This is a genomic window from Micromonospora noduli (assembly GCF_003264475.1).
Lineage (GTDB): Bacteria > Actinomycetota > Actinomycetes > Mycobacteriales > Micromonosporaceae > Micromonospora > Micromonospora noduli.
In genome coordinates this window covers 503,289-529,885 of sequence record NZ_PYAC01000012.1, presented here as the reverse complement: position 1 = coordinate 529,885, position 26,597 = coordinate 503,289, and the positions used below count along the sequence as shown (strand labels likewise).

The window sequence follows — 26,597 nt, the reverse complement described above, 5'->3', positions numbered from 1 at the left end:
ACCGATGGAAGCCCTCACCGCCCACCTGAGCGAGCTTGGCCACGGCCTGGTCACGACGGTCGAACTGACCGTCGTGACCACCGTCGGGGCGATGCTGCTGGGCATCGTCGTGGCCACCCTGCGCATCGCCCCCGTCCCGCTGCTGCGCGCCATCGGCACCGCGTACGTGGAGGTGTTCCAGAACCTTCCGCTGCTGGCGCTACTGGTGCTCTTCGTGTTCGCGCTGCCGACCATCGGCATCACGTTCCCGCTGTTCACCTCCGCCGCGATCGTCATCGCGGTGTACGAGGGGGCATACCTGGCCGAGGCGATCCGCGCCGGGATCAACACTGTCGGTGTGGGCCAGGCTGAGGCAGCCCGAGCCATCGGGCTCACCTTCGGCCAGTCCCTGCGGCACGTGATCCTGCCGCAGGGACTCCGGGCGGTGATCCAGCCGATCGGCAACATCTGCATCGCGCTGCTGATGAACACCTCGCTGGCCGCCGCCGTCGGCGTGGTCGAGCTGACCCAGGCAGCCAACACCGTGAACCTGGTCGAGGCTCAACCGATCGCCGTGTTCACCGGCGCGGGCCTCGCCTACATGCTGCTGGCGCTGATCATCGGTCAGGTCACCGGCCTGCTCGAACGAAGGCTGGCGATCGTCCGATGAACAAGACGCAACAGATCCTCTTCGACGAGCCCGGCCCGCGCGCCCAGCGGCGGATCCGGATCGCCACCGTGCTGGGTGCCGTCCTCCTGGCCGGCGCCCTGGTCGCGGCCGTCTACCAGTTCGCCAGCCACGGCGAGTTGGCCGCCGCCCGGTGGGAACCGTTCACCACCTGGCCCATCTGGCGGTACCTGCTCAACGGCCTCTGGGCAACGGTGCGCGCCGCCGCCGCGACCGCGGTGCTCAGCGCCGCGCTCGGGCTGCTCCTGGCGCTCGGCCGGCTGTCGACGCACCGCCCGCTGCGCTGGCTGGCCGGCGCGTACGTGGAGATCTTCCGGACCGTCCCCACCCTGCTGCTGATCTACGTGACGCTGTTCGCGCTGCCGCAGTACGGGCTGAACTTCCCGCTGTTCTGGAAGCTCGTGGTGCCGCTGGTGGTCTCCAACTCGGCGGCGTTCGCGGAGATCTTCCGGTCCGGCATCCTGGCGCTGGACCGGGGGCAGACCGAGGCCGGCCTCGCGGTCGGGCTGCGCCGCGGGCAGGTGATGGCACTGGTGGTCCTGCCGCAGGCACTGCTGCAACTCGCCCCGTCCCTGGTCAGCCAGCTGGTCGGGCTGCTCAAGGACACCTCGCTCGGCTTCGTGGTCAGCTACACCGAGCTGCTCTACAGCGGGCAGGTGCTCTCCTCGTACACCCACCTGCTGATCCAGACGTTCCTGGTGGTGGCGCTGATCTACCTGGTGGTCAACGCCTCGCTGTCGAAGTTCGCCCGCGTACTCCAGGCCCGCAACGGCCGCTTCGGAGGCCGGCGCGGACGGCGGACCGCCGAACTGCCCCCACCACTCCTCGAAGGGAACACCCCCCGGTGACCATCTTCCGCTACGCCGAACTGGCCCGGGTCGTGCGCAACGGCTTCGTCGAGAGCCGGCACTACGGCAGCGTCGTGGTGCTCGCCCCGGACGGGACTGTCGCCCTCGCCGCCGGCGTACCCGACGAGCCGGTGCTGCCCCGGTCCACCCTCAAGCCGGTGCAGGCACTGGCCTGCCGGATCGCGGCGGGCGACGAGCTGACCGGCCCGGCGCTGGCCCTCGCCGCCGGCAGCCACACCGGCGACGACCGGCACGTCGAGGTGGTTCGGGCGATGCTGGCCGGGGCCGGCCTGACCGAGGACGCGCTCGGCTGCCCGGTGGACTGGCCGGAGGACGAACCGACCCGGGACCGGCTGATCCGCGCCGGCGGACAGCGCGACCGGATCCGGATGAACTGCTCCGGCAAGCACGCCGCGATGCTCGTCGCCTGCGTCGCCCGGTCCTGGAGCACCCACGACTACCTCGACCCCGACCACCCGCTCCAGCGGGAAACCGCCGCCGCCGTCGCCCGGCTGGCCGGCACGCCGATCGCGCACCACGCGGTCGACGGCTGCGGGGCGCCGTTGTTCGGCTTGTCGCTGACCGGCCTGGCCCGCACCTTCCAGGCGTTGGTCACCGCGCCCGCCGGCAGCGACGAGGCGCTGGTCGCGCAGGCCATGCGCCAGCACCCGGAGTACGTCGGCGGCTGGAACGGGCACCCGAACACCGACCTGATGCGGGCCCTCCCCGGCTTCCTCGCCAAGGGCGGGGCCGAGGGCGTGCTCGCGGTGGCCGCACCGGACGGTCACGCGGTGGCGGTGAAGGCGATCGACGGTTCGCCCCGAGCCACCACCGCCATCGCCCTCGCCGCCCTCGACGCCGTGGGCGTACCGGTGGGTGGGGCCGACGCGCTGCGCCAGGTGCCGGTGCTCGGCGGCGGCGTACCAGTTGGTGCCGTCACGGCCGTCATCGACTGGACCACAGCATCGTCTCGGACCGAAGCGGCATCGCCTCGCACGGAAAAGGAAGAATCATGAACACATTCGAGATCTGCATCGACAGCGTCGAGGGAGCGGTCGCCGCCGAGGAGGCCGGCGCCGACCGGGTGGAGTTGTGCTCCGCTCTCTTCGACGGCGGGCTGACCCCCAGCCTGGGCACCATCGAGACGACAGTGCGCGCGGTCAGCCGGATCCGGGTACACGTGATCGTCCGTCCCCGGGCCGGCGACTTCATCTACTCGCCGTTCGAGATCGAGGCCATGGAGCGGGACGTGCGGGCCGCGGTGGCGGCCGGCGCGCAGGGCATCGTGATCGGCGCGTTGACCGCCGAGGGTGACGTCGACGTGCCGACCACCCGCCGGCTGATCGCCGCCGCGGGCGACGCCAGCATCACCTTCCACCGGGCGTTCGACATGACCCGGGACCCGCACGCGGCGCTGGAGCAGCTGATCGAGCTGGGTGTGCACCGGGTGCTCACCTCGGGTCAGGAGGTCAGCGTGCTGGAGGGCGCTCCGCTCATCGCCGACCTGGTGCGCCGGGCCGCCGGCCGGATTGTCATCATGCCGGGCGGTGGCATCACCCCGCGCAACATCGCCCGGATCGTCGAGGCGACCGGTGCCGACGAGTACCACTTCGCGGCCCTGGTCAGCTCGGACAGCCCGGCCGTGCACCGCAACCCGGCGCCGCTGATGGGTGGCAGCCTGAACCGACCCGAGTACGAGCGTTCGGGCACCTCGGGCGCCCTGGTCGGCCAGGTGCTCGCCGCCGCCCGCGCCTGACCGGCAGCGCGTTCTGACGAGCGGTGGACCTGGAGGAGACCTTCAGGCCCACCGCTCGTGTCACGCGCCTCCCGACCGTTAGGGCCGGTCAGATGGGCTGCCTGCCACGGGAAGCGCGGTCCCGCGGGCGTACCGGATCGCGGCCGGGGTGTCCTGGAAGACCAGCCCCTCGCGGCGTAGGTCGTCAGCGACTCCGAGTGTGGCCAGCACCTGGTCGTGGGCGGGGGTGATGCCGGAGAGCAGGACGGTGATCCCGCGTCCGCGTAGCCGCCGGATCGCATCGCCGAGGACATGCGCACCGGTGGCGTCCATGGTGGTCACCCGGGACATCCGCAGGATGACGACCCGGACGTCGGTGACCTCGGAGAGTTCGAGCAGGAAGGTGTGGGCCGCAGCGAAGAAGAGCGGCCCGTCCAGCCGGTACGCGACGATGTGTTCGGTGAGCAGCGCGTACTCCTCGGCGCTGTGTTCGCCTGGGTCGAGGGGCACCTGTTCCAGCCGGGCGGTGCGGGCCACCGCGCGCAGGGCGAGCAGCACGGCGACGCCGACGCCGACCGCGACGGCGGTGACGAGGTCCCAGATCACGGTGACGGCGAAGGTGAGCACCAGAACGACGGCGTCACCCCGGGTGGCCCTGGCCATCGCCCACAGCGAGCCGGCCTCCACCATGCGGACGGTGGTGGCCAGCAGCACCCCGGCCAGGGCGGCGAGCGGGATCCGGCCGACCAACGGCGCGGCGGCCAGCACGATCGCCGCGAGGGCGACGGCGTGGGTGAGGGCAGCCAACTTCGACGCCGCCCCGGCGCGGACGTTGACAGCGGTCCGGGCGATGGCGGCGGTCGCTGGGATGCCGCCGAAGAGGGGGGCGGCGAGGTTGGCCATCCCCTGACCGAACAGCTCCCGGTCCGGGTCGTGCCGCTCGCCGACGGTCATGCCATCGGCGACGGTGGCGGAGAGCAGGCTCTCCAGGGCGGCGAGCGCGGCGACGGCGAGGGCGCTGGGAAGCAGCACGCCCAGTGCGCCGAGGTCGAGGAAGCTGAGCGAGGGCGCGGGCAGGCCCTGCGGCAGCGCGCCGATCCGGACCAGGTCGACCGGGATGACCTCGGCGAGGACGGTGGCGGCCCCCACGCCGAGCAGCGAGAACGGCAGGCCGGGTCGCCACCGGGCACCCAGCAGCATCAGTGCCGCGACGGCGAGGGCCACCGCGAGCGCGGCCGGCCGCGGGTGTACGACGAAACGAGCGACCGCGTCGAAGGCGACGGCCCAGACCTTCTCCCCGTGCGCGTCGCTGACGCCGAGAGCGGCGGGCACCTGTTGCAGCGCGATGACCACGGCGATGCCGGCGGTGAAACCCTCCAGCACCGGGGTGGGCAGGTAGCGGACGTACCGGCCCAGGCGGGCCACGGCGAGCGCGATCAGCACCACGCCGGCCATCGCCCCGACCATGAGCACGCCGGTGGCTCCGAACTGCTGCACCACCGGCACCAGCACCACGGTCATCGCCCCGGTCGGCCCGGAGACCTGGAGGTTGGAGCCTCCGAAGACAGCGGCCACCGCACCGGCGATCACGGCAGTGATCAACCCGGCCTGGGCGCCCAGCCCGGAGGTGACGCCGAACGCCAGGGCCAGCGGCAGCGCCACCACCGCCACGGTGAGTCCGGCCAGCAGGTCCCGGCGCGGTGAGCGGTGGACCGCCGCCCAGTCGGCCCGGCCGGGCAGCAGACCGAGGAGCCGCTCTCGGACCACCGGGATGGCGGCGCTCACCTGTCCGCGCCGGTGGCGCGCAGCTCCCCGAGGAGGCCGTCCCGGTCGGTGAGGACCGCGCCGAGGATCCGGCGCCCGGCGGCCAGCAGGTCGGCCACGTCCGGGGTGCTGAGCGCGTACATGACGAGGGGACCGTCACGGTGTGAGGTGACCATTCCGGCGCGGCGCAGCACTGCGAGTTGCTGGGAGAGGTTGGAGGCCTCGACCTCGATGACGGCGAGCAGGTCGCGGACCGGCTTCGGGCCGTCCTGGAGCAGTTCGAGGACCCGGATGCGCACCGGGTGCCCGAGGGTGCGGAAGAGTTCCGCCTTCGCCTGGTACAGCGGGACCGACATGAGCACCTCTTCCGATCGATGCGAAGACTTTAGCACTTGAAGAAGTCTTCAATCATTGGCCGGGTCGGCCCAGTGGTCCGCACGTCGTCAATGAGGTCCCCTCCGCCGACAAGGGTGTGGCGAAAGGGCCCGCCCGCTCAGATGTCGTTGACGCAGCGCAGCACCGGACGGCTGGTCAGCGCCAACGGGTCCAGCGCGGCGTCGGCGCGCACGGCGAAGGTCGCCGACTCGCCCGGCAGGAGGGTGACCAGGGCTTTGTCCACCTCCGCCGAGGCATCGAGGCGGTCCGGGAAGAGCGTCAGGTCGCGCAGCACCGTGCGGGCCGTGACCCGGACCCGCTGCCCGCCGTCGACCGGCTCGACCGTCGCGTCCCAGGCCGCCGCCGGCCAGTCCACCTCCCGGTCCTCGGCGAAGAACCACAGGGCGCGCTCCGCGGTGCCACCGGCCTCCGCGACCAGCACCTCGCGCCGGGCATCCTCCGACCGTGCCAGGTCCGTCGGCAGCGCCAGCACCACCGAGGAGTACGCCGGGACGTCGAGGTCGACCGAGGTCTTCGCCCTCGGCTCCCCGGCGAGGGTGAACCGGGTCACCGCTGCCGTCGCGGTCCATGCCTCGGTTGTCTCGTTGACCGCGACCAGGGCCAGGCCGCCGTCGCGGGGTTGCACGGTGAGCAGCCGGTCGGCGTAGGCGTGGCGCAGCGCGTACCACAGGGGTTTGCGGCGGCCGTCCCCGTCGACTGCCGACCAGGAGGTCACCGGCCAGCAGTCGTTGAGCTGCCACACGATGGTGCCCGCGCAGACGTCCCGGTGGGAGCGGAAGTGCTCCACGCCCATCTGGATCGCCCGGGCCTGGTTGAGCTGCGTCAGGTAGTGCCAGTCGTCGAAGTCCGCCGGGGCGGGCAGGTGCGCGTCGAGGCCCCGCTGGAGCTTGGCGTCACCGCCGGCCGCCTTCTGGTGATGCGCCATGCCCGGTGAGTCGTGGGCCAGGGGTTCGTCGCTCAACGCGCGGCGCAGCGTGGCGTACGCCGGTGGGGCCTGGTAGCCGAACTCGGCAACGAAGCGCGGCACGTACTCCCGGTACCTGGTGTAGTCGTCGGTGTTCCACACGTCCCAGATGTGGGTGGTGCCGTGCGCCGGGTCATTGGGGTGGATCGACTCCGTGCCCGACCAGGGGCTGCCCGGCCAGTACGGGCGGGTCGGGTCCAGCTCGCCGACGATCCGGGGCAGCACGTCGAGGTAGTAGCCGCGCCCCCAGGTGCGCCCGGCGAGGGCCTGCTGCCAGTCCCAGTCGTGCCAGCCCCAGATGTTCTCGTTGTTGCCGGTCCAGAGCACCAGCGACGGGTACGGCACGAGCCGGGTCACCTGCTCGGCGGCCTCGGCGGCCACCTCGGTGCCGAACGGCTCCTCCTCCGGGTACGCGGCGCAGGCGAACAGGAAGTCCTGCTGGACGAGGAGACCGCGCTCGTCGGCCAGGTCGTAGAAGTCCGCCGACTCGTACCGACCGCCGCCCCAGACCCGCAGCAGGTTGACGTTGGCCGCGACAGCCTGGTCGAAGCGCTCGGCCAGCCAGGCCCGGGTGATCCGGGTGGGGAACACGTCGTCCGGGATCCAGTTGACCCCGCGGACGAAGACCGGGACGTCGTTGACCGACAACGCGAACGGGGTGCCGTGCTCGTCGGGTGTGGTGTCCAGCCGTACCGAGCGGAAGCCGATCCGGTGCGACCAGCTGTCCACTGTGTCGCCGTCCGGCGCGTGCACTGTCACCTCGATCGGGTGGCGGGCCTGCTCGCCGTACCCCCGGGGCCACCACAGCGCGGGTTCGCGGACGGTGAGGGTCAGCACGGCCGTGCGTTGCCCGGCCGGGACGACCACCTCGGCGCGGGCGCCGGCCACGGCGGCGCGGACGGTCAGCGGGACGTCCGCGACCCGCTCGACCTCGACGTGCACCTCGACCCGGCCGTCGCGACCGTCCATGGTGACCAGTGGACGGACGGTGGCCAGTCGGGCGGTCGACCAGGCGTGCAGGCTGATCTCCTGCCAGATGCCGGCGGTGACCAGTGTCGGCCCCCAGTCCCAGCCGAAGTTGCAGGCCATCTTGCGGATGAAGTGGAACGGCTCCGGGTAGGCGTTCGGCCGGTCGCCGAGCCGTTCCTGCTGCGCCTCGGCGTAGCGGTACGCGGAGTCGAACGTGACCACCAGGTCGTTGTCCCCGTCGCGCAGCAGCGGTCGGACGTCGAACCGGTAGCCGCGGTGCATGTTCGCGGTGCGGCCGACCTCCACACCGTTGACTGTGAGCGTGGCGACGGTGTCCAGGCCGGCGCAGACCAGGTCGACGCGCTCGTCGTCGCCCGCCCGGTGGACGAAGGTGGACTGGTAGACCCAGTCGGTGCGCCCGATCCAGGCCACCGCCGGCTCGTTGTCGTCGAGGTAGGGGTCGGGGATCAACCCGGCGTCGAGCAGATCGGTGTGCACGCAGCCCGGCACTGTCGCCGGTACGGACCGGCCGGCGACCTCCTCGGGCACCTGTGCTCCGGGGGCCGCTCGCACTGTCCAACCGCCGTAGAGTGCCTGTCGGCTCACGATTTCACCGCACCTTCCCGCATCGAAAGATGCCGTACTGAACCGGATAAGCTGAGCTACGGTACGGTCCGGAATCCGGGCTGTCAACGGCCAGAGAGCGAAGGAGCACGCCGGTGAAGCGGCCGACCATCGCCGACGTCGCCCGACGCGCCGGGGTGTCCAAGGGCGCCGTGTCGTACGCGCTGAACGGGCAGCCCGGCGTCTCCGAGGCCACCCGGCAGCGCATCCTGGCCATCGCCACGGAGATCGGTTTCAGCCGCAGCAGCGCCGCCCGTGCCCTCTCGGCCGCCACCGCTGGGGCGATCGGCCTGGCCCTGTGCCGACCGGCGCGAACCCTTGGCGTCGAGCCGTTCTTCATGGCGCTGATCAGTGGCGTCGAGGCCGAGCTCTCCGCCCGCTCGTACGCGCTGACCCTCCAGGTGGTGGCCGACCCGGACGCCGAGATCGCGGTCTACCGGCGCTGGTGGGGCGAACGACGGGTGGACGGGGTGCTCGTCTGCGACCTGCGCACCGACGACCGTCGCATCCCGGCACTCGAACAGCTGCAACTGCCGGCGGTGGTGATCGGCGGCCCCGGCGGCACCGGTGAGCTGGCGAGTGTCTGGTCCGACGACGCCGCCGCGCTGACCGAGACGGTGGAGTACCTGGCCGCGCTCGGGCATCGGCGGATCGCGCGGGTCGCCGGCCTGCCCGACCTACGGCACACCGAGATCCGCACCGACGCCTTCGCGGCGGTCTGCCAGCGGCTCGGCCTGGTCGACGCGGTCACCGTCTGGTCCGACTACACCGGCGAGGAGGGCGGCCGGGCCACCCGCCGGTTGCTCAGTTCGGCTGGCCGGCCCACAGCGGTCATCTACGACAACGACGTGATGGCCATCGCCGGGCTCTCCGTCGCCCAGGAGATGGGCCTGACCGTGCCCGGCGATCTGTCCATCGTGGCCTGGGACGACTCGCCGCTGTGCCGGCTGGTGCACCCGCCGCTGACCGCGCTGGGCCGGGACATCCCGGCGTACGGCGCGCACGCCGCCCGGCAACTGCTCGCCGTCGTCGCCGGGCAACCGGCCGGGCGGGTGCAGGACGAGACACCTCACCTCACGCCGCGCGGCAGCACCGCACCGCCCCGAGTGAGATGAACCGGTTCAGCGAGATGCTGAGGGAAACTCCTCGAAGTACGCCTCGACCCGCTCGGCCGTCGCCGGCCGGGCCAGCGCGAACCCCTGCCCGTACCGGCAGCCACCCCGGCGCGCCCCCTCGACCTGGGTCGACGACTCCAACTCCTCGGCGACGATCTCGACGCCCAGCCGCTCGCCCACGTTGACCACCACGTCGATCAGCGGCGGTTGCCCGTCCGGCCGTGCGCCCACCAACTCCGGGCCCACCTTGAGCAGGTCGATCGGCAGGCGGCGAAGCTGGGCCAGCGAGGCGTGCTCGGCCCGGAAGTCGTCCAACGCGGTGCGTACGCCCAGCGACCGGAGCCCGGCCAGCCGAGCCACCACCGTCGACAGATCACCGGCGACCCTCGGCTCGCTCACCTCCACCACCAGCCGCTCCGGTGGCACCCCGTACGCGGCCAGCACGGCCGCGAGCCGCTGGACGAAGTCGGGAGTGGTCAGCTCCCGGGTGGTGACATTGACCGCCATCCACAGCTCCCGGACACCCACCGACCAGTCGGACAACTGCCGGCAGGCCCGGTCCAGCACCCACCACTCCAACTCGCCGACCAGGTCCAGGTCCTCGGCGACCGGCAGCAACTCGGCCGGGAGCACAGTGCCGAGCACCGGGCTGCGCCACCGCAGCAGCGCCTCCGCGCCCACCGGCTGCCCGTCGGCCAGGTCGACCACCGGCTGGTAGACGAGGTCCAGCTCGCCGCGCGCCACCGCACCGGGCAGCTCGCGCTCCAGGTCGAGCCGGCGCACCAGCTGTTCCTCCAGGAACGCGTCGTACCACTCCACCCTGTCCCGGCCCAGCTGCACGGCCCGTCGTCTCGCCAGCTCGGCCTGCCGGAGCACGTCCGCCGGCCCGGCGCCGCTCACCTCGGCCAACCCGATGCTCGTCTGCACGCGCAGCATCGCACCGGCCAGCCGGTAGGGCGGACTGAGCGCGCTCAACAGTCGGGTGCCCAGCGCGTACGCCAGCACCGGCCCGGCGGCGGTGACCACCGCGAAGCCGGCACCCGTGCACCCGGTGACCAGATCGTCGGGGGCGATGACCGCGCGAGCGCGGTGCACCGCCTCGGCCAGCACGTCCTCCCGGGCCGTCGGGCCGAACCCCTCGGTGCCGTGCAAATCCACCAGCAGCAGCGCGCCGGCCGGCGCCGGAACGTCGCCGATCGCGGCCAGGGCGTCCAGCAGGCTGGCCCGGTCGCCGGGGCTCGCCGCCGCGGGTCGCCGGTTGAGCCCCGACCACGCGGAACTGTGATCAGGCGACCACGTCGCGCCGGCACCCATCGCGGGCGCCGCGCCCTCCGGGACGCCGAGGGCCCGCTCGGGCGGCGGCTCCGGCGTGCCCGGCCAGCGGACCGGGGCCGCACGGCGGTGCCGCAGCGAACGGCCGGCCGGTCGCCGATGAGCGGCCCGCCGAACGGACGTGGACCCGTCACCGGCGCGCAGCAGCTCGCGCAGCACCAGGGGCGGCACCGCCGCCAGGGCCAACAGCACGCTCGTCCGATCCGGTGCGCGGCCGGCTCCCAGGTGCAGACCCGATGCCAGCAGCAGCACCGCCGCGGGGAGCACCGACCGGGGCCAGGCCGCAGCCACCGGCTCCACCGACTCCCCGTCGTCCGCCGCATCCGCCGCGCCGACCGCGACGAGCAACATCCCGAACACCAGCGGTGGTACGGCCAGCAGGGCCACCCGGTCGGCCGGCGCGGACGGCAACGTGGCCAGCAGCACCAGCCCGCCCACTGTGAGCAGGACGCCGCCCCGGCAGAGCGACGCACCCGAGCGCCGACGTGGCCCCGCGAACGCGTTCAACGCGGCCATGCTCAACCCGCCGAGCGTCAACGCGGCGACCAGCCGAACCCTGACCGGCAGGCCGTCGGAGGGCAGCAGCAACCAGCCGGCGAGGGCCAGACCGAGGGCCGGGCCGGTCGACTCGACCAGCCACCGCAACCGGACCGGGGCCGCCGGCTGCGACCGGCCGGGGAGCCGGTACAGACCGGCCGTCGAGAGGGCCGCCACCACCAGCGACCCGATCAGCACGGCGAGGGTGTGCCCGATGCCGGCCAGGGGCAGCACGACGGCGGTGAGACCCGCCGCCACCACCGCCGCGTCGAGTAGCACCCCCGCCGCACGCGGTGTCGGATCGGTGCCGCGTCGGGAGGCCAGCCGGGACAGTCGCAGCCCGGCGAGCGTGGCGCCGGCGCCGGCGGCCAGCGCGATCACCACCGAGGGCGGGACCAGGTCGACGGAACCGGCAAGGAGGAGCAGCGCCACCGCCACGGACGTGGCGGCCTCCGGTGCCGCACGGCGGGGGACGAGGACGCGGAACGGGTACGCGAGGAGCACGGCGGTCGCCTTCGTGAGGGGGCACGGGGGCGGTGCGGCGGTGCGGGACATCGGACGTTGCGAGTCCGCTACCCACGATTGGCAACGATGGACGGCCGAATTGGTTACTTGCCGGTCACTCAGGTGAGACAACGACCTGTGTCACTGTACGGCGTACCGCACGCTGCCGGCACCGCCCGCCGCGAGCCGAAACAACCCGGAGTGGGATCATCGGAGGGTGAGTAAGCCCGACACGGTCCGCTTCCGGTACAACCAAGCCATCCTGGTGGCCGCGATCATCGCCTTCGTCGGCGCCCTGCCGCTGGCCAACGCCCGGAACTACCTGCTGCCGGTGCTGCTCGTCCCGCTCGCCGTCGCGGTGTGGGCCTGGCGGGCCGGCACCGACGCCGACGCGCGGGAGCTGCGCATCCGGGCGCTGGTCGGGCAGCGTCGGATCGGGTGGGACCAGGTCCTCGAGCTGACGACCGACCAGCGCGGGCGCGCGGTGGCCCGGCTCGACGACGGCCGCCAGGTTGTCCTGCCGGCCGTCCGTGGGGCGGATCTGCCCCAACTGGTCGCGGCGACCGGCCAGCCGCTGCCGGACGCTCCGGCGGACACCCCCGGTCAGTAGCCGTCGACCACCGTGTTGATCAGCGGTTGCCCGGCGGCGAACCGGCGGACCTGATCGCCCACCAGCCGGTAGGCCCGTGGCAACAACCCGCGCACCGACCCGCCGACGTGCGGGGTGAGCAGCACGTTCGGCATGACCCAGAGCGGGGAGTCAGCGGGCAGCGGCTCGGGGTCGGTGACGTCCAACGCCGCCGAGATCCGACCGGTGCCCAGCTCGGCGACGAGCGCCTCGGTGTGCGCCACCGGGCCCCGGGCGGCGTTGACCAGCAGCGCCCCGTCCGGCATCGCGGCCAGGAACGCCTTGTCGATCAGGCCACGGGTCTGGTCGGTGAGCGGCACCAGCACCACCACCACGTCCGCGTCGGGCAGCAGTCGGGGTAGCTCCTCGACGGCGTGCACCCCCTGCTCCGGGCGGGCCGTCCTGGCGACCAGGGTGAAGCTGACGTCGAACGGGGCGAGCCGGTCGCGCACCGCAGCGCCGATCGAGCCGGCGCCGATGATGAGCACCCGCTTACCGGTCAGCTCGTCGGTCGGGGTGTTCTCCGCGAACGTCCAGCGCCGCTCGGCCTGCGCGCGGACGAACGCCGGGAACGCCCGCAGCTGGGTGAGGATCGCGGTGACCACCCACTCGGCGGTGGACGGGTCGTGCACGCCCCGGGCATCGCAGAGCGTCACAGCCGGCGGTGTCCGGCCGGCCCAGGCGTCCGCCCCGGCGGAGAGCAACTGCACCACGGCCAGGTCGGGCAGCTCCCGCAGCACGGCCGTCGCGTCCGAGCCACCCAGGAACGGCGGCACCCAGAAGCGGACGTCGGCCGCCTCGGACGGCATCCGGTCGGTGTGCTCGAAGACCTCCACTGTCACGTCCGCGGGCAGATCACCCAGGAGGTTCAGGCCGGCCTGGTGCGGAATCCATACCTTCACGTCCGCCGACGATAGTCCCCGCCGCCGCTGCCGGTGCAGGCACGGCGGTGAACCGGCGTGCCGGGGGATGGCGCGTGGAGCCGGGGCGGGCGAGACTCAGCACACCGAGGTTCAACCCGGACCCGCGCGAGGTATAAGGAAGGGTCGGAGGGCCGTCCGCCTCCGCCCGGCAGACAGGTGCACGATGACCGACGGCTCCCCCGCCTCGCCCCGGCGTCCCATCGCGCCACCTTCGGTGCTCGGCGACCCGGAGCGGCTGCGCGCGCTCGCCGACACCGGGCTCGACGCCGCCCCGGACGAGGCGTTGGACCGGTTCGCCCGGCTGGTCAGTGACCTGCTGGACGTGCCGGTCGCGCTGGTCTCCCTGGTCTCCGCCGACCGGCAGTTCTTCCCCGGCGCGGTCGGGTTGCCGGAGCCCTGGTCGGAGCGTCGGCAGACCCCGCTGAGCCACTCGTTCTGTCAGCACGTGGTGGACATCGAGGTGCCGATGGTGCTGCCGGACGCCCGGCTCTACCCCCGCGTCCGGGACAACCTGGCCATCGACGACCTCGGCGTGGTCGCGTACGCCGGGATGCCGCTGACCGACCTCTCCGGCCGGGTGCTCGGTTCGCTCTGCGCCATCGACAGCAAGCCCCGCGCCTGGACGGCCGCGCAGCTGCGGACCCTGGCCGACCTGGCCGCCGCCTGCTCGTCGGAGCTGCGGCTGCGGATCGCGCTCGACGGCGCGCAGGAGGCCCGGCGGCGGGTGGTGCAGGCTCACGGGCGGCTGGAACTGCTGGCCGGGGTGAGTGAGACGCTGGCCGGCACCCTGGACGTGGGCACCGCGCTGCGTCGGCTCGCCGCCACCATGGTGCCGCTGCTCGCCGACTGGTGCCTGCTCACCCTGATCGGGCCGACCGGCCTGCCCCGCGAGGTGGTCTCGGTGCACCGGGACCCGGCCCGCGCGGCGGACGTCGACCGCTTCGGCGATCTGCTGCGCACCGGGCTGAGCCCGGAGTCGATGGTCCGGGCGGTCCTGCGGACCGGCCAGCCCCGGCTCGGCAGCGTGGCGTCCCTGGCCGACGTGACGAGGGGCACCACGCACCCGGAGATGGCGACGATCGCCGCCCGGCTGGGCATCGCCTCCTACCTGAGCGTGCCGGTGCGGGGCGTCGGCGGCACGGTGCTGGGGGCGATCACCCTCGTCAACGGCGGCCAACGTCAGCAGTTCGACGACCGGGACCTGCTCACCGCTGTCGACATCGGCCGTCGGGCCGGCCAGGCCGTCGGCAACAGCTCGATGTACGGCGAGCAACGGCACGTGGCAGAGGTCCTGCAACACAGCATGCTGCCCCGGCTGCCGGTGGTGGCGGAGCTGGAGTTGGCGGCCCGCTACCAGCCGGCGGCCGACCGGGTCGAGGTGGGCGGTGACTGGTACGACGCCTTCGTGCAGCCCGACGGCGACCTGATCGCTGCGATCGGAGACGTGGCCGGGCACGACATCGAGGCGGCGGCGACCATGGGCCAGCTGCGCAACCTGGTGCGGGGCAACGCCTTCGGCCGGCCGGACGCGGTCGGGTCACTGATGAGCAACCTGGACGGCGCCATCCGTGGCCTGCGGCTGCCGATCGCCGCCACCGCGACGCTGGTACGGATCTGTCCACAGCGCGCCGGTGTGCACCAGGTGACCTGGTCCAACGCCGGGCACCCGCCGGCCCTGGTGGTCCGGGTCGGCGGGGCGGTGGAGGCCCTGGAGGCGACGCCGGAGCCGCTGCTCGGCCTGGCCCGCCCGTCGCCCCGGAGCAGCCAGTCGACCATCCTGGCCACCGGCGACACCCTGCTGCTCTACACCGATGGGCTGATCGAACGACGGGACCGCTCCATCGACGAGGGGTTAACCGAGCTGGTGGGTCGGCTGACCGGCACCGACACGCTGCCCCTCGACGACCTGTGCGACCTGCTGCTCGCCTCGATCCGACACCGGGAGGACGACACCGCGCTGCTGGCCGTACGGGCTCGGTGAGTGGTCCACTGGCGATCATCCGGGCGGGTCCATCGGCACCCGTTGCATCTCGACGGGCCCGGCCGGGTCGCGCGGCGGGCTACCCTGGGCCGGGTGAACGCCCGTCCCCCGTACCCTCGCATCCACCGCCTCCGGGTGGCCCTCGCGGCGTCCTGCGCGGCGCTGCTGTTGACCGCCGGTTGCAGCTTCGGCGAGCCGGAGCCCGACCCGGCCGGCGAACCGCCCAACCTGCCGACCCCGTCCGCGTCGGCGAGCCCCGGCGGCGCCGGCCAGCAGGCGGTGGCGACAGTGCTCGCCAAGGGTCTGCGGGTGCCGTGGGCGATCGCCTTCCTGCCGGACGGCGGTGCGTTGGTCACCGAGCGGGACAACGGCCGGATCCTCCAGGTCGGGCCCGAGTCCGGGCCGGACGGGCTGCGGGTCCGCCCGGTGCAGACGATCCCCGACGTGGCGGCGGCGGGCGAGGGTGGCCTGCTCGGCATCGCCGTCTCCCCCGACTACGCCCGGGACCGGACGGTGTTCGTCTACTACACCGCCGAGCGGGACAACCGGGTCGCCCGGCTGCAACTCGGCGGGCAGCCCACCCCGATCCTCACCGGCATCCCCAAAGCCAATGTGCACAACGGTGGTGGGCTGGGCTTCGGCCCGGACAAGCAGCTCTACGTCAGCACAGGCGACGCCGGTCAGCGCCCTCTCTCCCAGGACGTGAAGAGCCTCGGCGGCAAGATCCTCCGGATCACCCCGGACGGCAAGCCCGCCGCAGGCAATCCGTACCCCAACTCCCCGGTGTGGTCCCTGGGGCACCGCAACGTCCAGGGTCTCGCCTGGGACGCCGCGAAGCGGATGTACGCCGTCGAGTTCGGCCAGAACACCTGGGACGAGATCAACCAGATCACCAAGGGCGGCAACTACGGGTGGCCGGAGGTCGAGGGCCAGGCCGGCGACAAGCGGTTCACCGACCCGATCGCGCAGTGGGCGACGTCGGACGCGTCCTGCTCCGGTCTGGCCGCCACGGACCGGCTGCTGGTCACCGGCTGTCTGCGCGGCAAGCGCCTCTGGGTGATGGAGCTGACCGACACCGGCACCCTGCTCGGTCAGCCCAGTGAGCTGCTCACCAACCGCTACGGTCGGCTGCGTGCGGTGGCCGCGGCACCGGACGGGTCGCTCTGGGTCAGCACCTCCAACCACGACGGCCGGGGCGACCCTGCGGGCGACGATGACCGGCTCCTGCGGGTGGTCTTCGCGGGTGGTGACGGCGGACGCAGCTGATTGCGTCACCATCCGTTCAGGTTTGCCAAGATCTTCCGACGGGCAGGTCAGACTTTCAGCATGGACGGGCAACGCGACGATGGGCACGACGACGCCGATGACCGGGACGACCCGGTGACCGGCGACGATCAGCCGCGCCCGACGACGGGTTGGTGGGTCGGCGCGGCCGGCCCGCTGCGCCGCCTCGGGCTGATCGTCGCCGTCCTCGCCGTGGCCCTGGCGGGGGCGGTGCTCGGGGTGCTGGCCGGTGGCCAGGTGAGCACCGACATCGGCCCGTTCCGGGCCAATCTCAGCATCTCCCCCGCCCGGGACGGCGGCACCACCGTCGACATCCCGCCGCTCGGCGCGCTGCTGCTCGACAGCCACGACGGGCCGACGCATCTCACCGTCCGGCTGGGCGCCCTCGACCAGGGGCGCACCGAGGCGCTGATCGATGATCCGGCCAGCATCAGCCGGGCCAGCCAGAGCGCCGTGGAGGACGTCCGGTCCGGGGTGATGCGCCTCGGCCTGCGTACCCTCGGCGCGTCGGTGCTTGTCACGTTGATCCTGGCCGGGCTGATCTTCCGCGACGTCCGGCGCACCGCCTGGGCGGGTGGGCTGGCGCTGCTGGTCACCGCCAGCAGCCTCGGCACGGCGGCGGCGACCCTTCGTCCGCAGGCCATCGAGGAACCGCGCTACGAGGGGCTGCTGGTCAACGCGCCGGCCATCGTCGGTGACGCCCGCCGGATCGCCAACGACTACACCAAGTACGCGGAGCAGTTGCAGCGCCTGGTCGGCAACGTCAGCCAGCTCTACACCACCGTCTCGGCGCTTCCGCTGTTGGAGCCGACCCCGGGCACCACCCGGGTGCTGCACGTCTCCGACATGCACCTCAACCCGACCGGCTGGCAGCTGATCCGGACGGTCGTGGAGCAGTTCGGCATCGACGTGGTCATCGACACCGGGGACATCACCGACTGGGGCAGCGAACCGGAAGCCTCCTTCGTCGCCTCGATCGGCCTGCTGAAGAAGCCGTACGTCTTCATCAGGGGCAACCACGACTCCGGCAAGACCGCCGCCGCGGTGGCCCGTCAGCCGAACGCGATCGTGTTGAACAACACGACCACGACGGTCGCCGGGCTGACCATCGCCGGCATCGGCGACCCGCGCTTCACCCCGGACAAGAACACCTCTCCGGCCGGCAGCGGGTTGACCCAGCAGGTGGCCGACCAGGTGATCGGGGCCGGCAACCAGCTCGCCGCGACGGTCCGCAGCTCACCGCGACCGGTCAACATCGCGCTCGTGCACGACCCGGCGTCGGCTGGGCCGCTCGCCGGCACCTGCCCGCTGGTGCTGGCCGGGCACACCCACTCCCGGCAGGTCTCCGAGCTGCCGCAGGCGCCCGGGCAGCAGCGCACCACGCTGATGGTGGAGGGCTCCACCGGCGGCGCCGGGCTGCGCGGCCTGGAGGGTGAGAAGCCCACCCCGCTGTCGATGAGCGTGCTCTACTTCGACCAGCAGAAGATGCTCCAGGCGTACGACACAATCACCGTCGGCGGTACCGGGCAGGCCCAGGTCAACCTGGAACGACGCCTGGTGGAGAACCCGGCCGCCGGCGTCCCCGCCACACCCACGCCCACGCCGAGCGGCGGCGTCCCCGCCACGCCCACGCCCACGCCCACTGGCTGAGCCGACGTCGACGCCCGCCAGCCCGGCGGACCGGCGGGCGGGCGACGGGTCAGCGCAGCGCGATGGCGGCCAGGGCGGCGTTGACGATGCTGCCGGGCAGCAGGTCGTGCAGTTCGTACAGCTCGGCGACGCTGCCGGACTGGCCGAACTCGTCCACGCCGAGCGGCACCGCCGGTGCGCCGACCGCCGAACCGAGCCAGGCCATCGCGTGCGACGCGGCGTCGTGCACTGTCACCACCGGCACCCGATCGGCGAACGCGGACCGCAGCGCGCCCGGCACGCTGGGCACCGTGGCCGTCCGTACGCCCTGGCGAAGGGTGCGCTGCCAGGCCCGGTAGAGCCGGTCCAGCGAGGTCACGTCGACCACGTGCGCGGCGATGCCCTCGTCGGCCAACTCCGCCGCGGCGGCGAGCACCTCGGGCAGCACGGCACCAGAGGCGGCCAGCTGCACCACCGGGGCGTCGACCAGGTGCGGGTACGCCTGGTGCGCGTCGACCAGCCGGTACGCCCCGGCGACGACCTGCCGGCGCAGCACCGCGTCGCCGAGCCGCGCCCGGGCCGCCTCGAACGGCGCCTGGTCCAGCGGTCGGGTGCTCAACCGGAAGTAGTACGCGCCGTCCTCGGCGGGTGCGGCGGTCGCGGCCGGGGCCGACCCGCCGGCGATCTGACCGAGCGCGTCGCAGAGCAGCCAGTCGAGGGTGGCCGCGTACGCCGGCTCGATGAAGGTCACCCCGGGCAACTCCAGGCCGACCGAGGCGGTGATCGTGGACTGGTGGGCGCCGCCCTCCGGGGCGAGGGTGATGCCGGACGGGGTGCCGGCCACCACGAACCGGGAGCCGGAGTAGGTGCCGTACAGGAACGCGTCGAGGCCGCGCAGCACGAACGGGTCGTAGACGGTGCCCACCGGCAGCAGCGGCTGCCCGGACAGATCCCAGGACAGCCCGAGCTGGCCGAGCAGCAGGAACAGGTTCATCTCCGAGATGCCCAGCTCGATGTGCTGCCCAGCGGGGCTCTCCGTCCAGCGCAGCATCCGGTCCTCGGTCCAGGACCGCTGCTCGGTGGGGGCGAAGACGCCGGTCTTGTTGATGAACCCGGCGAGGTTGGTGGAGGTGGCCACGTCCGGGGCGGTGGTGACCAGGTAGCGGCCCACCTCCCGGTCCCGCGCCAGGTCCACCAGCACCCGACCGAAGACCTCCTGCGTGGAGATCGGCTTGTTGGCGCGTACTCCTGTGCTTTCCGGGACGGTGACCCCCAGCGCACGCTCGCGTGGCGCGCGGGACAGCGCCTCCCGGCGGGCGCCGGCCTGGATCCCGGCGGGTGACGCCGGGTCGAGGCGGTCCCACTCGGTCTCGGCGGTCAACCCCTGCGCGGCGCGCAGCGTGTCGACCTGCTCCGAGCTGAGCAGCGCGGAATGGTTGCGCGGATTGCCGGCGATGGGCAACCCCCAACCCTTCACTGTGTACGCGAAGACGACGCTGGGCCGGTCCGTGACCGCGTCGCACTGGGCGTACGCGTCCAGCATCGCCTGAAGGTCGTGCCCGCCCAGGTCGGTGACGAGCGGGCCGAGCTCCTCGTCGGAGACGTCGGCGATCAGCTCGGCGATGCCGGCCGGAGCGCCGTCCAGGAACTGCTTGCGCAGCACCGGCCCGACCAGCCCGAACAGCGACTGGTACTGCTCGTTCGGCATCGCATCGATCCAGTCGCGCAGCGCCTCCCCGCCCGGCCGGGCGTACGCCTCCGCGAGCCGGCGGCCGTACTTGACCTCCACGACGTGCCAGCCGGCCGCCTCGAACTGGCCCCGCCACTGGTTGATCCGGATGCCGGGGACCACCCGGTCCAGCGACTGGCGGTTGAAGTCGACGAGCCACATGACGTTGCCCAGCCCGGTGGTCGCCGGGTCGGCCACCGCCTCCCAGATGTTGCCCTCGTCCAGCTCGGCGTCGCCGATCAACGCCACGAACCGGGAGTGCGGGCGGGCCCCGAAGTGCGCGTCGACGTACCGCCGGGTGGCGGCGGCGAAGAGCGGCGCCGCCGCGCCCAGGCCAACCGAGCCGGTGGAGAAGTCCACATCGTCCGGGTCCTTGGTGCGCGACGGGTACGACTGGAGGCCGCCACGGGCCCGCAGCCGGGGCAGGTAGGAACGGTCCAGGTTGCCGAGCAGGTACTGGATGGCGTGGAACACCGGCGACGCGTGCGGCTTCACGGCGACCCGGTCCTCGGCGTCCAGGTGCGCGAACCAGAGCGCGGTCATCGCCGTGACCAGGGAGGCGCTGGACGCCTGGTGACCGCCGACCTTCACACCGTCGCCGGTGGCCCGGTCATGGTTGGCGGCGTCCACGATCCGGGTGGCGAGCCACAGCACCCGCCGCTGGATCTCGTCGAGGACATCGAGGTCGTGCTCGGTCACTGTGGCTCCATCCAGGCGTCGCCGTTGACGCCCTCGCGAGGGGTGCGGGGTGGCCGCGTAGTCGACAGGGGGTGGCGGAAGGCCGCCGCCGGGTCGCGGCGGCGGCCTGCTCCGGGTGGGTCTCAGCCCTGGACGCCGAGGCGCTCCAGGATCAGCTCACGCAGGGTCTTCGCGTCGGCCTGACCACGGGTGGTCTTCATGACCGCGCCGACCAGCGCGCCGACCGCCGCGACCTTGCCGCTGCGGATCTTGTCGGCGATGCCGGGGTTCGCGGCGATCGCCTCGTCCACGGCGGCGGTGAGCGCGCCGGTGTCCGACACGACCTCCAGGCCCCGGTTGGTCATGATCTCGGTGGGCGAGCCCTCACCGTCGACCACGCCCTCCAGCACCGTGCGGGCCATCTTGTCGTTGAGCTTGCCGGCGTCGACAAGCCCCTGAAGCTCGGCGACCTGGGCGGGGGTGGCACCGATCTCGGCCAGCTCCACGCCACTCTCGTTGGCCCGGCGGGACAGCTCACCCAGCCACCACTTGCGAGCCGCGGCCGGAGTGGTGCCGGCGGCCACGGTGGCCTCGATCAGCTCGACCGCGCCGGCGTTCAGCACCGACTGCATGTCCAGGTCGGACAGGCCCCACTGCTCCTGGAGCCGACGCCGGTGCACCCGGGGCAGCTCCGGCAGGGCGGCCTTCAGCTCGGCGACCCAGGCCGGGTCCGGGGCGATCGGCACCAGATCCGGCTCGGGGAAGTACCGGTAGTCGGTGGCCGTCTCCTTCGAACGTCCCGGGGTGGTGTCACCGGTGTCCTCGTGGAAGTGGCGCGTCTCCTGGGTGATCCGGCCGCCCGCGTCGAGCACCGACGCCTGCCGCAGCATCTCCGAGCGGACCGCCCGCTCCACCGACCGTAGCGAGTTGACGTTCTTGGTCTCGGTACGGGTGCCCCACTCCGCGCCCGGCAGGTTGAGCGAGGTGTTCACGTCACAGCGCAGCGAACCCTCCTCCATCCGCACGTCGGAGACGCCGAGGGTGCGGATCACGTCACGCAGCTCGGCGACGTACGCCTTGGCCACGTCGGGGGCGAGCGCACCGGTGCCCGTGATCGGCTTGGTGACGATCTCGACCAGCGGGATGCCGGCCCGGTTGTAGTCGACCAGCGACTCCGTCGCGCCGTGGATGCGGCCGGTGGCGCCACCGACGTGCAGCGTCTTGCCGGTGTCCTCCTCGAGGTGCACCCGCTCGATCTCGATCCGTACCGTCTCGCCGCCCACCTCGACGTCCAGGAAGCCGTCGACGCAGATCGGCTCGTCGTACTGGCTGATCTGGAAGTTCTTCGGCATGTCCGGGTAGAAGTAGTTCTTCCGGGCGAACCGGCACCACTCGGCGATCGAGCAGTTCAACGCCAGGCCGATCCGGATGATCGCCTCGATGGCCGCCTTGTTGGCCACCGGCAGCGAACCGGGCAGACCCAGGCACACCGGGCAGACCCGGGTGTTCGGCTCGCCGCCGAAGTCGGTCGGGCAACCGCAGAACATCTTGGTGTTCGTGCCCAGCTCGACGTGGGTCTCCAGGCCGATCACCGGTTCGTAGCGCGCAACGACCTCGTCGTACGCGGGCAGTGTCGTCGTCATCGTGGCTCCTGCCTCACAGCGCCGGTGGGGTGAACGTGCCGACGGCGGACTCCAACGCGGCGGCGACCCGGTACATCCGGTCGTCGGCCATCGTCGGGGCCATCACCTGCAGACCGACCGGCAGCCCCTCGGAGAGCCCACAGGGCACCGAGATGCCCGGCCCGCCGTACAGGTTCGTCGGGATCGTGTAGAGGTCGGCCAGGTACATCTGGTACGGGTCGGCGGTCCGCGCACCCATCGGGAACGCCACCGACGGGGTGGTCGGCGAGATCAGCGCGTCGACCCGCTCGAACGCGGCGGTGAAGTCCCGGGTGATCAACGTCCGGACCTTCTGCGCCTGCCCGTAGTACGCGTCGTAGTAACCCGACGACAGCGCGTACGTGCCGATCATGATGCGGCGCTTGACCTCCGGGCCGAAGCCGGCCTCCCGGGTCAGCGACATGACCTCCTCCAGCGACCGGTTGCCGTCGTCGCCGACCCGCAGGCCGAACCGGACGCCGTCGAACCGGGCCAGGTTGGAGGAGCACTCGCTCGGGGCGATCAGGTAGTACGCCGGCAGGGCGTACGCGAACGTCGGGCAGGACACCTCGACGACCTCGGCACCCATCTTGGTCAGCGCGTCCACCGACTCACGGAACGCGGCCATCACGCCCGGCTCGGCGCCCTCGCCCACGAACTCGGTCACGATGCCGAGCCGCACACCGGTCAGGTCGCCGGTAGCGCCGAGCTTCGCCGCCGCCACCACGTCCGGCACCGGCTGCGGGATCGAGGTGGAGTCGCGCGGGTCGTGCCCGCCGATCACCTGGTGCAGCACTGCCGCGTCGAGCACCGTACGGGCACACGGGCCGGGGGTGTCGAGCGACGAGGAGAAGGCCACCAGCCCGTAACGGGAGGTGCCGCCGTAGGTGGGCTTGGCGCCCACGGTGCCGGTGACCGCGCCGGGCTGGCGGATCGAGCCACCGGTGTCCGAGCCGATCGCCAGCGGCGCCTCGTACGCGGCCAGCGCGGCGGCGCTGCCACCACCCGAACCACCCGGGATCCGGCTCAGGTCCCACGGGTTGTGCGTCGGGCCGTACGCCGAGTATTCGGTGGAGGAGCCCATCGCGAACTCGTCCATGTTGGTCTTGCCGAGCATCACCGTGCCGGCCTCCCGCAGCCGCTGCACGATCGTCGCGTCGTACGGCGGGCGCCAGCCCTCCAGGATCTTCGACCCCACGGTGGTCGGTACGCCCCGGGTGGCGAGCACGTCCTTGACCGCGACCGGCACACCGGCGAGCGGGCCCAGCTCCTCGCCGGCGGCCCGGCGCTCGTCCACCGCGCGGGCCGCGGCGAGCGCGCCCTCGGTGTCGACGTGCAGGAAGGCGTGCACCCGGTCGTCGACAGCGGCGATCCGATCCAGGTGCGCCTGGGTCACCTCGACGGCGGAGGTCTCGCCCCCGGCGACCAGGGCCGCGATCTCCGTCGCGGTCATCTTGATCAGATCGCTCATGAGGCCACATCCTCGGTCAGGATCCGCGGTACGCGGAACCGCTGGTCCTCGGCGTCGGGCGCGCCCGACAGCGCTTCCTCCGGGGTCAGGCACGGCGTGACGACGTCCTCGCGGAAGATGTTGGTCAGCGGCACCGAGTGCGAGGTCGGCGGGATGTCCGCGGCGGCGACCTCGCCGACCTGGGCGACCGCCTGGAGGATCACGTCGAGCTGGCCGGCGAACGTGTCCAGCTCCTCCTCGGTGACGGCGAGCCGCGACAGGCGCGCCAGGTGCGCGACCTCCTCGCGGGAGATGGCGGCCATCCGTGCCCCCTTCTGAATTCCTGCTGGTCGGGCGGTGTGCCGGCCGCGCGACAGGTGGAGCGTGACACGCGGTGACCGGAGCGAGTCTATTGTTCCGCTCCGGTGCCGCGTCCCCGACTCCCCCTCCGGCGACCCTCGTGCCGGGTCAGCGGGTGGGGCGGCGAGCGGCATCCGGCTGTGGGAGCCCGCCGGTCGGGCGCACCGGCCGGTACCGGGCCAGCCAGGTGACCAACTCCTCGGCCGGCATCGGCCGGGCGTAGAACCAGCCCTGGGCGGCGTCGCAGCCGGCGCCGTGCAACATCCGCCAGGTCCGCTCGTCCTCGACACCCTCGGCCACCACCCGCAGCCCCAGCGCGCCGGCCAGCTCGATCATCGACCGGACGATCGCCGCGTCGTCGGCGTCGTCGGCCATGCCGAGGACGAACGACCGGTCCACCTTCACCTCGGACAGCGGCAGGCGGCGCAGGTGCTGGAGCGAGGAGTAGCCGGTGCCGAAGTCGTCCAGCGCGATGGCCACCCCGATCCGGTGCAGCCGGGAGATGGTGGCCAGCACCCGACGCGGGTCGGCCATCAACGCGCCCTCGGTGATCTCGACCTGAAGCCGCTCGGCCGGCACCCCGTGGCGGGCCAGCCGGTCGGCGATCTGGTCGGCGATCTCGCCGGTGTGCAGGTCGCGCACGCTCACGTTCAGCGCGGCGCGCAGGCTGATGCCGGCCGCCGACCACTTGGCGAGCTGCTCCACCACATCGTCGACGACACGACGGGTGAGCAGTCGCATCACGGCGCTCTGCTCGGCGACCCGGATGAGTTCCTCTGGGTCGACCATGCCTCGGCGGGGGTGCCGCCACCGCAGCAGGGCCTCGACGCCGACCACCTCGCCGGTCGCGATGGCGATCTGCGGCTGGTAGTACATGGTGATTTCCCCGGCGTCGTCGGCCGGCTCGTCGTCCGCGTGCGCCCACCCGGTCGATTCGAGTGGCTGCCCTGGCGTACCCGGCCCGACGTCCCGCCGACCACCGTTGCGCCCCTTGCCCACCGCGCTCCCGTTCGGGGACCGCCGACCGATCCCGCCCCCGGCGCGCCGCTCCCGGGCCGGGCCGGAACGGGTACCGGCGACAGTGGCACGGGCGTTGCGGCCCCGGATCGGGTCGGCGCCGGTGGCGATCCGGTTGATTAGCTCATCGGAGTGCACCAGCTCGGCGTCGGTGCGCCGACGGCGTGCCCACCACCGGGCAGCACCCGGCCGTGCTGTGGCGACCGCCGACGCCGGGTCCGCCGCTGGCGCGGACCGGTCCGACGCCGCGGTGGGCAGCGCACCCCCGGCCGGGGCGCCGGTGGGCAGCGCCGCACCGTCACCGCCGCGCACCTCCGCCGACGCGACAAGGGGTACGTCGGCAGTCCGCTCGGCGTCGCTCGGCACGCCGTGCCGGCCGTTCCCGTCCGGCTCCGCACCCTCGCCCTGAACTGCCGACTCCGCGTCGGCGTCGAACGGCCCCTCGACCGAGGGGCTGGCCTCCAGTACGCGGCGCAGGTCGGCGAGGAGGCCGAGTCGCTCGGCGGAGTTGTGGTCGGACTCCGGGGCGTACACGGCCACCGTGTCGTTGCGGTGCTTGGCGTCGTACATCGCGACGTCGGCGTGGCGCATCAGGGTGGCGAAGTCCTCGCCGTGCTCCGGGAAGAGGGCGATCCCGATCGACCCGCCCACGTCCAGCGGCAGCCCGTCGAGCGGCACCGGCTCGGCCAACGCCTGAACCACCCGGTCGGCCAACTCCCGCGCCTGCCCGACGTCGGTCAGCCCGGTCATCACGATGGCGAACTCGTCACCGCCCAGCCGGGCGATCATCTGTGGTCGGGGCTGCATGTCGGTGAGCCGGGCGCTGACCTCGACCAGCAGCCGGTCGCCCACGGCATGCCCGAGGGCGTCGTTGACGTTCTTGAAACGGTCCAGGTCGATCAGCAGGAGCGCGAGCTGCCCGTCGGGTTCACCACGGGCGGTCCGCTCGGCATGCAGGTGCACCTGCTCGGCCACCTCGGCCAGCAGAGCCTTGCGGTTGGGCAGCCCGGTCAGCGGGTCGGCGGCGGCGAGGTGCTGCTGTTCGTTTGTCAACCGCGCCATCCGGTAGACGGCGAAGAGCGGCACCAGCACCAGCGGGATCAGCGCGGCGCTGACCCGCGCCGCCGCGACCAGCACCGGCGCGAGCAGCAGCAGCGAGCCGGTGGAGAGCAACTCGAAGCCGAGGCCCTGGCGGACGGTGGGCCACCAGCGGTCCCCGAACCGCAGCCGCACCGCCCAGCTGACCAACCCGTAGTTGACGACGAACCAGGCCAGCGCGGCACCGCCGACGGCGGCCACGTCGGTCCAGTGCAACCGCCCACCGGAGAAGATCGTGCCCGAGCCGAGCTGGATCACGCCATAGGCGGCAGCGAGGGCACACGCGTACTGGCCGACGTTGAACGCCGTGCGCCACGCCGCGTGCCCCATCCGCCAACCCGAGACGACGACGCCCACCGCCTGCACCACCACCGCCGGGCCGAGACCCCAGCCGAGCAGGATCGCGAAGGTGAAGCAGGTGGACGGGAACACCGCCGACGTCTGCCGGCGCCCCGGCGGCACGAACGGGCGCGCGTCGCAGACCACGGCGAGCGCGGCCATCGTCCAGAACGCCACCGGCAACTCGGACAACTCGCCGGGGAGCGTCGCGAGTGGAACGGCGGCGGTCAGCGCGGCGACCGCCAGGATGCCGGCGATGAAGGCGGCGAACGGTGCGACCCGTCCCGCAGGAAGCGAGTTGCGTGGGTCGGCGACCTCCACCACACCTCCCGACCGACCATCGGCGTGCCGGTGCGCGCGCCGTG

At 72.9% G+C, this 26,597-nt stretch carries 19 protein-coding genes; 9 read left to right on the top strand and 10 right to left on the bottom strand.

Annotation, left to right across the window (positions count from 1 at the left end; genetic code table 11):
- The first annotated feature begins 4 nt into the window (after positions 1 to 4).
- Genes MED15_RS17170 through MED15_RS17155 form a run of 4 tightly spaced genes read left to right on the top strand, consistent with a single transcriptional unit; the run spans position 5 to position 3,271 of the window.
- A complete protein-coding gene (locus tag MED15_RS17170; RefSeq protein ID WP_112582064.1) occupies positions 5 to 649 on the top strand; it encodes an amino acid ABC transporter permease in 645 nt (214 codons plus the stop codon).
- Complete coding sequence (locus MED15_RS17165) at positions 646 to 1,515, top strand: amino acid ABC transporter permease (RefSeq protein WP_112582065.1); 870 nt, start codon at positions 646 to 648, stop codon at positions 1,513 to 1,515. Before MED15_RS17170 ends, MED15_RS17165 begins: the two co-directional genes overlap by 4 nt.
- Positions 1,512 to 2,531, top strand: coding sequence for an asparaginase (locus MED15_RS17160; RefSeq protein ID WP_112582067.1), 1,020 nt, complete (start codon positions 1,512 to 1,514; stop codon positions 2,529 to 2,531). Before MED15_RS17165 ends, MED15_RS17160 begins: the two co-directional genes overlap by 4 nt.
- Entirely contained in the window at positions 2,528 to 3,271 is a 744-nt protein-coding gene (locus MED15_RS17155; protein WP_112582068.1) for a copper homeostasis protein CutC, read from the top strand. The genes MED15_RS17160 and MED15_RS17155 overlap by 4 nt, the downstream gene beginning before the upstream one ends.
- A 78-nt stretch (positions 3,272 to 3,349) precedes the next feature.
- On the opposite strand, the gene MED15_RS17150 is transcribed toward MED15_RS17155, so the two are convergent.
- The 3 genes from MED15_RS17150 to MED15_RS17140 form a co-directional block, all read right to left on the bottom strand.
- Complete coding sequence (locus MED15_RS17150; protein WP_112736188.1) at positions 3,350 to 5,035, bottom strand: SulP family inorganic anion transporter; 1,686 nt, start codon at positions 5,033 to 5,035, stop codon at positions 3,350 to 3,352.
- A complete protein-coding gene (locus MED15_RS17145) occupies positions 5,032 to 5,370 on the bottom strand; it encodes an ArsR/SmtB family transcription factor (protein WP_112604395.1) in 339 nt (112 codons plus the stop codon). The genes MED15_RS17150 and MED15_RS17145 overlap by 4 nt, the downstream gene beginning before the upstream one ends.
- Before the next feature lie 137 nt (positions 5,371 to 5,507).
- Positions 5,508 to 7,949: a glycoside hydrolase family 2 protein gene (locus MED15_RS17140; protein ID WP_112736186.1), complete on the bottom strand. Its 2,442-nt coding sequence runs from the start codon at positions 7,947 to 7,949 to the stop codon at positions 5,508 to 5,510.
- Positions 7,950 to 8,062: 113 nt separating this feature from the next.
- Between MED15_RS17140 and MED15_RS17135 the strand changes: the two genes are divergently transcribed.
- Complete coding sequence (locus MED15_RS17135; protein ID WP_112725588.1) at positions 8,063 to 9,082, top strand: LacI family DNA-binding transcriptional regulator; 1,020 nt, start codon at positions 8,063 to 8,065, stop codon at positions 9,080 to 9,082.
- Between the two features lie 6 nt (positions 9,083 to 9,088).
- Here the strand turns inward: MED15_RS17135 and MED15_RS17130 are convergent, their stop codons facing one another.
- The gene (locus MED15_RS17130) at positions 9,089 to 11,455 is read right to left on the bottom strand and encodes a GGDEF domain-containing phosphodiesterase (protein ID WP_112725747.1); all 2,367 of its coding nucleotides are present in this window, start codon (positions 11,453 to 11,455) and stop codon (positions 9,089 to 9,091) included.
- A gap of 217 nt (positions 11,456 to 11,672) precedes the next feature.
- Here MED15_RS17130 and MED15_RS17125 point away from each other — a divergent pair, with 217 nt between their 5' ends.
- Positions 11,673 to 12,065: a PH domain-containing protein gene (locus MED15_RS17125; RefSeq protein WP_112582076.1), complete on the top strand. Its 393-nt coding sequence runs from the start codon at positions 11,673 to 11,675 to the stop codon at positions 12,063 to 12,065.
- Here the strand turns inward: MED15_RS17125 and MED15_RS17120 are convergent.
- Complete coding sequence (locus MED15_RS17120; RefSeq protein ID WP_112604399.1) at positions 12,059 to 12,985, bottom strand: 2-hydroxyacid dehydrogenase; 927 nt, start codon at positions 12,983 to 12,985, stop codon at positions 12,059 to 12,061. The genes MED15_RS17125 and MED15_RS17120 overlap by 7 nt on opposite strands.
- Positions 12,986 to 13,169: 184 nt before the next feature.
- Between MED15_RS17120 and MED15_RS17115 the strand changes: the two genes are divergently transcribed.
- The 3 genes from MED15_RS17115 (at position 13,170) to MED15_RS17105 (ending at position 17,921) form a co-directional block, all read left to right on the top strand.
- Positions 13,170 to 14,987, top strand: a complete 1,818-nt coding sequence (locus MED15_RS17115) for a SpoIIE family protein phosphatase (RefSeq protein ID WP_112736184.1) — start codon at positions 13,170 to 13,172, stop codon at positions 14,985 to 14,987.
- Between the two features lie 93 nt (positions 14,988 to 15,080).
- On the top strand, positions 15,081 to 16,253 hold the full coding sequence (locus MED15_RS17110; protein ID WP_112582486.1) for a PQQ-dependent sugar dehydrogenase: 1,173 nt from the start codon (positions 15,081 to 15,083) through the stop codon (positions 16,251 to 16,253).
- A 60-nt stretch (positions 16,254 to 16,313) separates the two neighbouring features.
- The gene (locus MED15_RS17105; RefSeq protein ID WP_112731859.1) at positions 16,314 to 17,921 is read left to right on the top strand and encodes a metallophosphoesterase; all 1,608 of its coding nucleotides are present in this window, start codon (positions 16,314 to 16,316) and stop codon (positions 17,919 to 17,921) included.
- A 49-nt stretch (positions 17,922 to 17,970) separates the two neighbouring features.
- Here the strand turns inward: MED15_RS17105 and MED15_RS17100 are convergent, their stop codons facing one another.
- The 5 genes from MED15_RS17100 to MED15_RS17080 form a co-directional block, all read right to left on the bottom strand.
- Positions 17,971 to 20,328 carry a transketolase-like TK C-terminal-containing protein gene (locus tag MED15_RS17100; RefSeq protein WP_112725590.1) on the bottom strand — a complete coding sequence of 786 codons (2,358 nt, stop codon included), beginning with the start codon at positions 20,326 to 20,328 and terminating at the stop codon, positions 17,971 to 17,973.
- A 122-nt stretch (positions 20,329 to 20,450) separates the two neighbouring features.
- Positions 20,451 to 21,950, bottom strand: a complete 1,500-nt coding sequence (gatB, locus tag MED15_RS17095; RefSeq protein WP_112698910.1) for an Asp-tRNA(Asn)/Glu-tRNA(Gln) amidotransferase subunit GatB — start codon at positions 21,948 to 21,950, stop codon at positions 20,451 to 20,453.
- A gap of 13 nt (positions 21,951 to 21,963) precedes the next feature.
- A complete protein-coding gene (gene gatA / locus MED15_RS17090; protein ID WP_112736182.1) occupies positions 21,964 to 23,439 on the bottom strand; it encodes an Asp-tRNA(Asn)/Glu-tRNA(Gln) amidotransferase subunit GatA in 1,476 nt (491 codons plus the stop codon).
- Positions 23,436 to 23,741 (bottom strand): Asp-tRNA(Asn)/Glu-tRNA(Gln) amidotransferase subunit GatC, encoded by a 306-nt coding sequence (gene gatC / locus MED15_RS17085; protein WP_091393256.1) that lies wholly within the window; start codon positions 23,739 to 23,741, stop codon positions 23,436 to 23,438. Before gatC ends, gatA begins: the two co-directional genes overlap by 4 nt.
- Positions 23,742 to 23,886: 145 nt before the next feature.
- Positions 23,887 to 26,553 carry a putative bifunctional diguanylate cyclase/phosphodiesterase gene (locus MED15_RS17080; protein WP_112736306.1) on the bottom strand — a complete coding sequence of 889 codons (2,667 nt, stop codon included), beginning with the start codon at positions 26,551 to 26,553 and terminating at the stop codon, positions 23,887 to 23,889.
- Positions 26,554 to 26,597 lie beyond the last annotated feature (44 nt).